Raw genomic sequence first — 10,238 nt, 5'->3', positions numbered from 1 at the left:
CCCGGCCAGCATCGACACCGCGGCGGCGCCCTGCGAGAAACCGCCGAGCACCAGCTTCGTCGCCGGGCACTGGTCGGCCATCTCCGCGATGTGATCGCGGGCGTCGTTGGCGCCGTCCGCGGTTTGCAGGAAGTTGTAGCTGGCCGGGGTGCCGCCGCTGGGTGAGCGCATCGGCAACTTCGGGTCGGCTCCCGCGCTGGACCCGGGGCTGGCCAACAAGGTCAGGGCGGTGGCCGTGTTCGGCAATCCCGGCAACCGGTTCAACACGCCCCTGTCGACGGCGGGCCAGTTCGCCGGCCGTGCGATCGACATCTGCAGCCCCGGTGACCCGGTGTGCGTGGTCGGCGGTCGGGACCGGGATGCCCACCACGATTACGGCGTCCCGCCCTACCCCGGGCAGGCGGCGTCGTTCATCGCCGGACTGGTGTAACTCAGGCCCTTGGCTCGCGGTGAGATACTGCGAGAATGCCCACCACCGCATTGGACAGCGTCGAGGATGTCGTGCGGCGACGGGGTTCCGACCTGGTTGAGCTGTCCCACGCCATCCACGCCGAGCCCGAGCTGGCGTTCGCCGAGCATCGCAGCTGCGCGAAGGCCCAGGCGCTGGTCGCCGAACGCGGTTTCGAGATCACCGCGTCCGCGGGTGGCCTCGACACCGCCTTCCGCGCCGAATTCGGCGGCGGGCCGCTGACTGTCGGGGTATGCGCCGAGTACGACGCGCTGCCGGAGATCGGGCACGCCTGCGGCCACAACATCATCGCGGCGTCGGCGGTGGGCACCGCGCTGGCGCTGGCCGAGGTGGCCGATGACCTCGGGCTGCGGGTGGTGCTGATCGGCACCCCCGCCGAGGAGATGGGCGGCGGCAAGGCGCTGCTGCTGCGGGCCGGGGTGTTCGACGACGTGGCGGCGGCGGTGATGCTGCATCCCGGACCGGCCGACATCGCCGCGGCCCGATCGCTGGCGCTGTCGGAAGCGATCGTGCACTACCGTGGCAAGGAATCCCATGCCGCCGTCGCGCCGTACCTGGGGGTCAATGCCGCCGACGCCGTGACCGTCGCGCAGGTGGCCGTCGGGCTGTTGCGGCAGCAGCTGGCCCCGGGCCAGCTCGTGCACGGGATCGTCACCGACGGCGGGCAGGCGGTCAACGTCATCCCGGGTCACGCGACGCTGGAGTATGCGATGCGGGCGTTCGAGTCGGAGTCGCTGAGACAGCTGGAGGGCAGGATGTACGCGTGCTTCGCCGCGGGTGCGCTGGCCACCGGCTGCGAATACGAGATCGAGAATCCGGCACCCGCCTACGACGAACTCCGGCCCGACGAATGGCTGGCCGACGTGTTCCGGGAGGAGATGCGCCGGCTCGGCCGCGAGCCGGTGGCCCGCGAGGTCGAGGCGGCGCTGCCGATGGGTAGCACCGACATGGGCAACGTGACGCACGTGCTGCCGGGGATCCATCCAGTGGTCGGGGTCGACGCCGGGGGCGCCACGGTGCACCAGCGCGCGTTCGCCACGGCCGCCGCCAGCCCCAGCGGGGACCGCGCCGTCGTCGAGGGCGCGATCATGCTGGCCCGCACGGTGGTTCAGCTGGCCCAGGCGCCGGCCGAACGCGACCGCGTGATGGCCGCGCAGGAACGGCGGGCGCACGCATGAGCCTCGCCGACGCCGCCACCTCCTGGTTGGCCACCCACCACGACGACCTGGTCGAATGGCGCCGGCACATCCACCGCTACCCCGAGCTGGGCCGCCAGGAGTACGCCACCACCCAGTTCGTCGCCGAACGGCTGGCCGACGCCGGGCTCAACCCCAAGGTGCTGCCCGGCGGCACCGGATTGGTCTGCGATCTCGGGCCCGAACACGAGCCGCGCATCGCGCTGCGGGCCGACATGGACGCGCTGCCCATGGCCGAGCGGACCGGCGCGCCCTACACCTCCACCATGCCCAACGTCGCGCACGCCTGCGGCCATGACGCCCACACCGCGATCCTGCTCGGCACCGCGCTGACCCTGGCGTCGGTGCCGGAGCTGCCGGTCGGGGTGCGGCTGATCTTCCAGGCGGCCGAGGAGCTGATGCCCGGCGGCGCGATCGACGCCATCGCCGCGGGCGCGATCAGCGGGGTGGCGCGGATCTTCGCCCTGCACTGCGACCCGCGATTGGAGGTCGGCCAGGTCGCGGTCCGGCACGGCCCGATCACCTCGGCGGCCGACCAGATCGAGATCACCCTGCACTCGCCGGGCGGCCACACCTCCCGTCCGCACCTGACCGCCGACCTGGTCTACGGGCTCGGCACGCTGATCACCGGGGTGCCCGGGGTGTTGTCCCGCCGCATCGACCCGCGCAACGGCACCGTGCTGGTGTGGGGCGCGGTCAACGCGGGGGTGGCCGCCAACGCCATCCCGCAGAGCGGGGTGCTGGGCGGCACCGTGCGCACCGCGAGCCGGCAGACCTGGGTGGGCCTCGAGGAGATCATCCGCGAGACCGTGTCGGCGCTGCTGGCGCCGCTGGGCATCGACCACACGCTGCAATACCGGCGCGGCGTGCCGCCGGTGGTCAACGAGGACGTCTCGACACGCATCCTCACCCACGCGATCGAGGCCATCGGTCCGGACGCGCTGGCCGACACCCGCCAGTCCGGCGGGGGCGAGGACTTCTCCTGGTACCTCGAGGAGATTCCCGGTGCGATGGCGCGCCTGGGCGTCTGGTCGGGCCAGGGGCCGCAGCTGGATCTGCACCAGCCGACGTTCGACCTCGACGAGCGCGCCCTGGCGATCGGGCTGCGCGTGATGGTCAACATCGTCGAGCAGTCGGCCGCGTTCGCGCTGCCCTAGCTCGTGGCGCGCACGACGTGCTCGGCGATGTGTGCGTAGGTTCGCCGGGTGACGTCGGTCGCCGCGCTCATGATGTTGTAGCCGTGGTCGACGTCGGCCACCTCGTGATACTCCACCAATGCCCCTGCGGCATCGAGCTTTTCGGCGTATCTGCGGGCTTCGTCGCGAAGCCGATCGTGTTCGGCCGTCACGACCAGCGCCGGTGCGATACCCGCGATTCCGTCGGCGTTGCCGCCCCAGGCGGGAGAGGCCAGGCGGTCGCGCCGCTGTGCCGGATCGGGCACGTAGGCGGTGTCGAACACCTCGCCCATCCAAGGTTTCAGCACCGCCCGGCGGCCGATCGTCGAGCGCTTCTCGCGGGCGGGCGTCACCAGGTCCAGGGGCGCGTAGTGCAGCACCTGCAACGCGATGCGTGGCCCGCCGTTCTCCAGCGCCAGCCGCGCCGCCGCCGCGCTGAGGCTGCCGCCCGCGCTCTGGCCGCCGACGCACAGCCTGCCGCCGTCCCAGTCGCGGTCGGGGGAGGCCGCCCAGCACACGATGTCGTAGACCTGGTGCGGCGCCGCGGGAAAGCGGTGACGCGGCGCCAGCACATAGTCCGGGTTGATCACCACCACGCCCGCGTTCGCGGCGAGGTATCGGCACCACGGATCGTCTTGTTCGGGGTGCCCGACCACGAAGCCCCCGCCGTGCACGTTGACGTAGACGGGCGGGTTCGCCGTGCCGGCCGGCGGGTGGTAGACGGTCGCCGGTACGGGACCGTGCCGGGCTCCGATGGTGACCTCGGTGGTCCGGCCGGGCAATTCCTGGAAGCGCACGGCGGCCTTGGGGGCCGGGTTGACGACGGCGGCGAACGTACGCGCCAGCGCGTCGGCGACCACCGGCGTGGAGAGAATCGACACGGGCCCTAGGAGCTCGTTCCCGGACCGATGTTGTGGGCCGGCCTGGTCCGCAGGTTGTGCACGTAATCGGCTGGCGCTCCGGCGATTTCGGCCGCGTCGGCCATCACGCCGAGATATCGCGCGGACGGCAGCCCACCCTCCCAGGCGTCCAGCACATACAGCCACGCCAGCACGGGATCGGTGCTGGTGTCCGACGAGATGCGCTCCACCCGGCAGCGGATCTTCTTGTGCACCCCGAACTCCGAGCCCTCCCACCGGTCGAGGTTGTTCTCGTCGGCCGGGGTCATGTCGTACAGGACGACGAACACCTTGGAATTCGGATCCTCGACGACGGTGGCCAGCGCGCCTTCCCAGCCGATGTCCTCGCCCCCGAACGTCAGGCGCCACCCGTGTAACCAGCCCGTTCCGGCCATCGGCGAATGGGGTGCGCGCTTGAGCATCTGCTCAGGATCCATGTTCGACCCGTAGGCGGCGTAGAGCGGCACGGGGAAAGCTTAGACGTCACAGGCGCGGGCGGTCTTCTCCGAAGCGCTTCGCCGGGCTGCAAGCGGGCGGGTCGCCCCGCTAGGTTGGGGCTGTGGCGACCCGCATCGTGATCCTCGGTGGAGGCCCGGCCGGTTACGAAGCTGCGCTGGTGGCCGCGACCTCCCACCCCGACACCACCCACGTCACGGTGATCGACTCCGACGGGATCGGCGGCGCGGCCGTGCTGGACGACTGCGTGCCGTCCAAGACGTTCATCGCCTCGACCTGGTTGCGCACCGAGTTGCGCAGGGCGCCGCGGCTCGGCTTCGACATCGACATCGACGACGCCAAGATCTCGCTGCCGCAGATCCATGCCCGGGTCAAGCAGCTCGCCACCGAGCAGTCGGCCGACATCACCGACCAGCTGCTCGGCATGGGCGTGCACGTGGTCGCCGGGCGCGGCGAGCTCATCGACCCCACGCCGGGACTGGCCTGCCACCGCATCAGGGCCACGGCCCCCGACGACACCACCAGCGAGTACGAGGCCGACGTCGTGCTGATCGCGACGGGCGCCAGCCCCCGGGTCCTGCCTTCCGCGCAGCCCGACGGCGAGCGGATCCTGACCTGGCGGCAGCTCTACAACCTGGAGGCGCTGCCCGAACACCTCATCGTCGTCGGGTCGGGCGTCACCGGAGCCGAGTTCGTGCACGCCTACACCGAGCTGGGCGTGCCGGTGACGGTGGTCGCCAGCCGGGACCGGGTGCTGCCCTACGAGGACGCCGACGCCGCGCTGGTCCTGGAAGAGGCGTTCTCCGAGCGGGGCGTCGAGCTGGTCAAGAACGCCCGCGCCCAATCGGTGACCCGCACGGGGGACGGCGTGCTGGTCACCCTCGCGGACGGGCGCACCGTCGAGGGCAGCCACGCGCTGATGACCATCGGGTCGGTGCCCAACACCGGCGGCCTCGGCCTGGACCGTGTCGGCATCGAGCTGGGCCGCGGCGGCTACCTGACCGTCGACCGGGTGTCGCGGACCTCGGTGGCCGGCATCTACGCCGCTGGTGACTGCACGGGCCTGCTGCCGTTGGCGTCGGTGGCCGCCATGCAGGGCCGCATCGCGATGTATCACGCGCTGGGCGAGGGCGTCAGCCCCATCCGGTTGCGCACGGTGGCGGCGACGGTGTTCACCCGGCCGGAGATCGCGGCCGTCGGGGTGCCGCAAACGATGATCGACGACGGATCGGTGTCGGCCCGCACGATCATGCTGCCGCTGCGCACCAACGCGCGGGCCAAGATGTCCGGGCTGCAACAGGGATTCGTGAAGATGTTCTGCCGGAAGTCCACCGGCGTGGTGATCGGCGGCGTGGTGGTGGCTCCCATCGCCTCCGAGCTGATCCTGCCGATCGCCGTCGCCGTCCAGAACCGCATCACCGTTACCGAGCTGGCGCAGACGCTCGCCGTTTACCCGTCGTTGTCCGGTTCGATCACCGAGGCCGCTCGTCGGCTGATGGCGCACGACGATCTCGACTAGCCTGGGTTCGACACCGTCCTACTGACGAGTAACCCGGTGAGGAGTCCTCTGCCGTGACCGATCCGATCCACGCGCCCACCGAGCTCGGCTCGCCGGCGTCCGTGCTGGGACCGCAACATCGCGAGGTGGCCTGGGAGCGGCTCGGCACCGAGCAGTTCGACGTCGTCGTCATCGGCGGCGGCGTGGTGGGCTCCGGTTGCGCGCTGGACGCCGCCACCCGCGGGCTCAAGGTGGCGCTGGTCGAGGCGCGCGATTTCGCGTCGGGCACGTCCAGCCGGTCGTCGAAGATGTTTCACGGCGGGTTGCGGTATCTCGAACAGCTGGAGTTCGGGCTGGTGCGTGAGGCGCTCTACGAGCGGGAGCTGTCGCTGACCACCCTGGCGCCGCATCTGGTCAAGCCGATGCCGTTCTTGTTTCCGCTGACCAACCGCGTGTGGGAGCGGCCGTACATCGCCGCAGGCATCTTCCTCTACGACCGGATGGGTGGCGCGAAATCAGTTCCCGCGCAGAAGCATTTGACCCGCGCAGGCGCGTTGCGGTTGAGCCCGGGCCTCAAACGCAGCGCCTTGATCGGCGGAATCCGCTACTACGACACCGTCGTCGACGACGCCCGGCACACCATGACCGTCGCGCGCACCGCCGCCCACTACGGCGCCGTGGTGCGAACCTCCACCCAGGTGGTCGCCATGCTGCGCGAGGGCGACCGGGTGACCGGCGTGCGGGTCCGCGACTCCGAGGACGGGTCGATCACCGAAGTCCGCGGCCACGTCGTCGTCAATGCGACCGGCGTGTGGACCGACGAGATCCAGGCATTGTCCAAGCAGCGCGGGCGATTTCAGGTGCGCGCATCCAAGGGCGTGCACGTGGTGGTGCCGCGCGACCGCATCGTCAGCGACGTCGCCATCATCCTGCGCACCGAGAAGTCGGTGATGTTCGTCATCCCGTGGGGCAGCCACTGGATCATCGGCACCACCGACACCGACTGGAACCTGGACCTGGCCCACCCCGCCGCCACGAAGGCCGACATCGATTACATCCTGCAGACGGTCAACACCGTGCTGGCCATCCCGCTGACCCACGCCGACATCGACGGCGTGTACGCGGGGCTGCGGCCGCTGCTGGCCGGCGAGAGCGAGGAGACCTCCAAGCTGTCGCGCGAGCACGCCGTGGCGGTGCCCGCGCCGGGATTGGTGGCCATCGCCGGCGGCAAGTACACCACTTATCGGGTGATGGCCGCCGATGCGATCGACGCCGCGGCCCAGTTCGTCCCGGCCCGCGTGGCGCCCTCGATCACCGAGAAGGTCAGCCTGCTGGGCGCCGACGGTTACTTCGCCCTGGTGAATCAGGCCGAACACGTTGCGGCGCTGCAGGGTTTGCATCCGTACCGGGTGCGGCACCTGCTGGACCGCTACGGTTCGCTGATCGGCGACGTGCTGGGTCTGGCCGCCGGAAACGTCGACCTGCTCAGCCCAATCAAGGAGGCGCCGGGCTACCTGAAGGTGGAGGCCCTTTACGCCGTCACCGCCGAGGGCGCGCTGCACCTGGAGGACATCCTGGCCCGCCGGATGCGCATCTCGATCGAGTACTCGCACCGGGGCGTCGACTGTGCCCGCGAGGTGGCCGACGTGGTCGCGCCCGTGCTGGGGTGGAGTGCCGCGGACGTCGAGCGTGAGGTCTCGAACTACTCCGCGCGGGTGGAGGCCGAGATCTTGTCGCAGGCCCAGCCCGACGACGTGTCGGCGGACGAGCTGCGGGCGAGCGCCCCAGAGGCGCGCGCCGAGATCCTCGAGCCGGTGCCGTTGAATTGAGGCCCGCGCCGCTTCCCGTGCGCGACGGGCTCGGCCCGGCGCGGGTGCGGCTGCGCGGCGGACCGGTCCTGGCCGAGCTGACCGAGCGGTTCGGCGCGCCGGCGCGGTCGAAGGTGCTGGCCGGGGAGGTGGTCGACGCCGACGGTGCAGTGGTCGACGAGGCCACGGAGCTGCCCGCCGGATCACACGTGTTTCTCTACCGGGAGCTGCCTGATGAAGTTCCGGTGCCCTTCGACATTCCGGTGCTTCATCGCGACGCCGACATCGTGGTCGTCGACAAGCCGCACTTTCTGGCCACCATGCCCCGCGGCAGGCACGTGGCTCAGACGGCGCTGGTGCGGCTGCGCCGGGAGCTGGGCCTGCCGGAGCTGAGCCCGGCGCATCGGCTGGATCGGCTGACCGCGGGCGTACTGCTGTTTACCGCGCGCCGCGAGGTGCGCGGCGCCTACCAGACGCTGTTCTCGCGCGGGTTGGTGCGCAAGACGTATCTGGCGCGCGCCGCCGTGGACCCGGCACTGGTGTTGCCGCGCGTGGTGCGCAGCCGAATCATCAAGCGGCGCGGGGTTTTGCAGGCCGTCTGCGAACCCGGAGCGCCCAACGCGGAAACGCTGGTGGAACTCCTTGCCCCGGAGGGCCTATACCGGCTGACCCCGCGCACCGGGCGCACCCACCAGCTGCGCGTGCACATGGCCGCCCTTGGCGTGCCTATCTACGGAGACCCGTTGTACCCCAACATCATTGACGTGCCGGCCGATGACTTCAGCACGCCGCTGCGGCTGCTGGCGCAGCGCATCGAATTCGACGATCCGGTGACGGGGGGTCGCCGCGAATTCGTCAGCCGGCGATCGCTGGGCTGATTTGTCGCTCGGTTTGTCGGACGCCGATGGCTTGCCGGGCGCTCGTTCTGGGTGGACAGTCGTACTGAATCCTCGAACGCTACGGAGGCGCCGATGGAAATCGTGCCGTCGGGCCTGGGCTTCGCGGCGGAAATATGCGGAGTCAGCATCCAGGACGTCGCGGCATCGGAGGCCGCGTACGCGGCGGTACGGGCAGCGTTCGAGGAGCACTCAGTCCTGGTGTTCCGCGATCAGGACGTCACCGATGAAGCGCAGCTTGCCTTCTCCCGCCGCTTCGGCCCCCTCGAGGTCACCAAGGTCGGTTCGGAGGGTCATGGCACCAACCTCGTGATCCTCAAGACCCTCGACGAGGCGGGCAACGTCGTGCCCGAAGGCCACCGACTTGCCCTCGAGAACAAGGCCAACCAGCTCTGGCATACCGACAGCTCGTTCAAGCGCGTGCCGGCGCTCGCTTCGGTGTTGTCGTCGCGCGTCATTCCGGGGCAGGGAGGTGAGACCGAGTATGTCTCCACCCGCCTCGCCTTCGAACGCCTCGATCGCGCGTTGCAACGGCGGCTGGAAGATTGCTTCGCCTGGCACGAGTACGCCTATTCGCGCGGCAAGATCGCGGCCGACCTGGCCGGCCCGGCCGAGCGTGCGGCGCTGCCGCCGCAATGCTGGCGTCTGGTGTGGCGAAACCCGGCCAATGGCCGCAAGGCGCTGTATCTGGCCTCGCACGCGTACGCGATCGAAGGCATGGAGCAAGAGGCGGCGCGGGAGCTGATCGCCGACCTGACGGAGGCGGCGGTTGCCCGTGAGGCCCGCTATGTGCACTCATGGCGCGAGGGCGACGTGGTGGTGTGGGACAACCGCGCCGTCATGCATCGCGGCCGGCCGTGGCCGGCGAGGCAGCCGCGCTTCATGGTTCGGAGCACCATTTCCGCGACGGCCGCGGACGGGCTGGAGACCATGCGGTTGTCGTAGCCTGGTGCCATAATCGAATGTATGTTCGATACCAGGGTTTCGTCGCCGGAGGTGCTTGCCGAGTTCGACGAGCACTTCGAGCGGCGCTATCCGTCGCGGACGGAGGAGTCGGCGGCGATGCTTGCCGAGGCCGGCGGGTGTGTGCGGGCGGAGAATCGAGCGGTGGCCGGGCAGTTGGCGGCGATCGGAAGCCTGTTTGCTCATCGGTTGTCGCGGTGCGCCGAGACTGAGGAGTGGGCGGTGGACACCGAGGCGGCGGTGGCCGCGGAGGTGGCCGCGGAGTTGCGGATCGGTCAGGGGTTGGCGGCCAGTCGGGTGCGGTATGCGCGGGCGCTGCGCGAGCGGTTGCCGCGGGTGGCGGCGGTGTTCGCCGCCGGGGCCATCGACTTTCGGATGGTGCAGACGCTGGTGTTTCGCACCGATCTGATCACCGATCGCGACGTGTTGGCGGCCGTGGATGGGCAGTTGGCCGCGCAGGTGGCCCGGTGGCCATCGCTGACCCCGGCCCGGTTGGCCGCGCGGGTGGACCAGGTGGTGGCGGCCGCCGATGCCGATGCGGTGCGCCGGCGCCGGGACCGCGCGGCGGGCCGCGAGGTGTGGATCGGGGATATGGGCGATGGCCTGGCGCGCATCGAGGGGGTCCTGTTCAGCCCGGATGCCCGCGCACTCGAGAAGCGACTGGACGCGGTGGCGGCCACGGTGTGTGCGCATGATCCGCGCAGCCGTGAGCAGCGCCGTGCTGATGCGTTGGGGGTGCTGGCCGCGGGCGCGGATCGGCTGGGCTGTCGGTGTGGGCGCCCCGACTGCGCGGCGGGCGCGCGCCCGGCGGCCGGTGCGGTGGTCATTCACGTAGTCGCCGAACAAGCCGCCCTCGACGGCACCGGCGCGGCGCCGGG

11 protein-coding genes are annotated in these 10,238 nt (G+C 70.8%); 8 read left to right on the top strand and 3 right to left on the bottom strand.

Translation table 11 applies throughout. From position 1 onward, the window contains the following. Window positions 1–267 (bottom strand): cutinase family protein (locus tag A5709_RS29195; RefSeq protein ID WP_369827257.1); only part of this gene is annotated, 267 nt, incomplete at its 3' end. Between A5709_RS29195 and A5709_RS04885 the strand changes: the two genes are divergently transcribed. From A5709_RS04885 to A5709_RS04875, 3 genes are read left to right on the top strand one after another with little or no spacing between them, the layout of a single operon-like run. Further along, window positions 149–430, top strand: a complete 282-nt coding sequence (locus A5709_RS04885; protein ID WP_231986907.1) for a cutinase family protein — start codon at window positions 149–151, stop codon at window positions 428–430. The genes A5709_RS29195 and A5709_RS04885 overlap by 119 nt on opposite strands. 35 nt (window positions 431–465) lie before the next feature. Next, window positions 466–1,647 (top strand): M20 family metallopeptidase, encoded by a 1,182-nt coding sequence (locus tag A5709_RS04880; protein WP_068118383.1) that lies wholly within the window; start codon window positions 466–468, stop codon window positions 1,645–1,647. Further along, window positions 1,644–2,822, top strand: a complete 1,179-nt coding sequence (locus A5709_RS04875) for an amidohydrolase (protein WP_068118379.1) — start codon at window positions 1,644–1,646, stop codon at window positions 2,820–2,822. The genes A5709_RS04880 and A5709_RS04875 overlap by 4 nt, the downstream gene beginning before the upstream one ends. On the opposite strand, the gene A5709_RS04870 is transcribed toward A5709_RS04875, so the two are convergent. Together A5709_RS04870 and A5709_RS04865 are read right to left on the bottom strand one after the other, a co-directional pair. Then, a complete protein-coding gene (locus tag A5709_RS04870) occupies window positions 2,819–3,637 on the bottom strand; it encodes an alpha/beta hydrolase (protein WP_068118387.1) in 819 nt (272 codons plus the stop codon). The two genes, A5709_RS04875 and A5709_RS04870, sit on opposite strands and share 4 nt — an antisense overlap. An 89-nt stretch (window positions 3,638–3,726) precedes the next feature. After that, window positions 3,727–4,206 carry a gamma-glutamylcyclotransferase gene (locus A5709_RS04865; protein WP_067945835.1) on the bottom strand — a complete coding sequence of 160 codons (480 nt, stop codon included), beginning with the start codon at window positions 4,204–4,206 and terminating at the stop codon, window positions 3,727–3,729. A 92-nt stretch (window positions 4,207–4,298) separates the two neighbouring features. On the opposite strand from A5709_RS04865, the gene A5709_RS04860 reads away from it, so the two are divergent. The 5 genes from A5709_RS04860 to A5709_RS04840 form a co-directional block, all read left to right on the top strand. Next, window positions 4,299–5,714, top strand: coding sequence for an NAD(P)H-quinone dehydrogenase (locus A5709_RS04860; RefSeq protein ID WP_067945833.1), 1,416 nt, complete (start codon window positions 4,299–4,301; stop codon window positions 5,712–5,714). Between the two features lie 53 nt (window positions 5,715–5,767). Next, entirely contained in the window at window positions 5,768–7,522 is a 1,755-nt protein-coding gene (locus tag A5709_RS04855; protein WP_068012765.1) for a glycerol-3-phosphate dehydrogenase/oxidase, read from the top strand. Then, the gene (locus tag A5709_RS04850; RefSeq protein ID WP_082973779.1) at window positions 7,519–8,379 is read left to right on the top strand and encodes an RluA family pseudouridine synthase; all 861 of its coding nucleotides are present in this window, start codon (window positions 7,519–7,521) and stop codon (window positions 8,377–8,379) included. Before A5709_RS04855 ends, A5709_RS04850 begins: the two co-directional genes overlap by 4 nt. A gap of 93 nt (window positions 8,380–8,472) precedes the next feature. Further along, on the top strand, window positions 8,473–9,342 hold the full coding sequence (locus A5709_RS04845; protein ID WP_067943916.1) for a TauD/TfdA family dioxygenase: 870 nt from the start codon (window positions 8,473–8,475) through the stop codon (window positions 9,340–9,342). A 21-nt stretch (window positions 9,343–9,363) separates the two neighbouring features. Beyond that, on the top strand, window positions 9,364–10,238 hold an 875-nt coding region (locus A5709_RS04840), incomplete at its 3' end, for a DUF222 domain-containing protein (RefSeq protein WP_156767968.1).

This window comes from Mycobacterium sp. E1386 (genome assembly GCF_001672745.1).
GTDB lineage: Bacteria > Actinomycetota > Actinomycetes > Mycobacteriales > Mycobacteriaceae > Mycobacterium.
Note: the sequence above shows the minus strand (reverse complement) of the source record. Positions and strands in the feature narration are given on the sequence as shown.

Bases quoted from the DNA above. Each gene is read 5' to 3' on its own strand.
- A5709_RS04880 (WP_068118383.1), top strand. From the start codon at position 466: ATGCCCACCACCGCATTGGACAGCGTCGAGGATGTCGTGCGGCGACGG.
- A5709_RS04875 (WP_068118379.1), top strand. From the start codon at position 1,644: ATGAGCCTCGCCGACGCCGCCACCTCCTGGTTGGCCACCCACCACGAC.
- A5709_RS04845 (WP_067943916.1), top strand. From the start codon at position 8,473: ATGGAAATCGTGCCGTCGGGCCTGGGCTTCGCGGCGGAAATATGCGGA.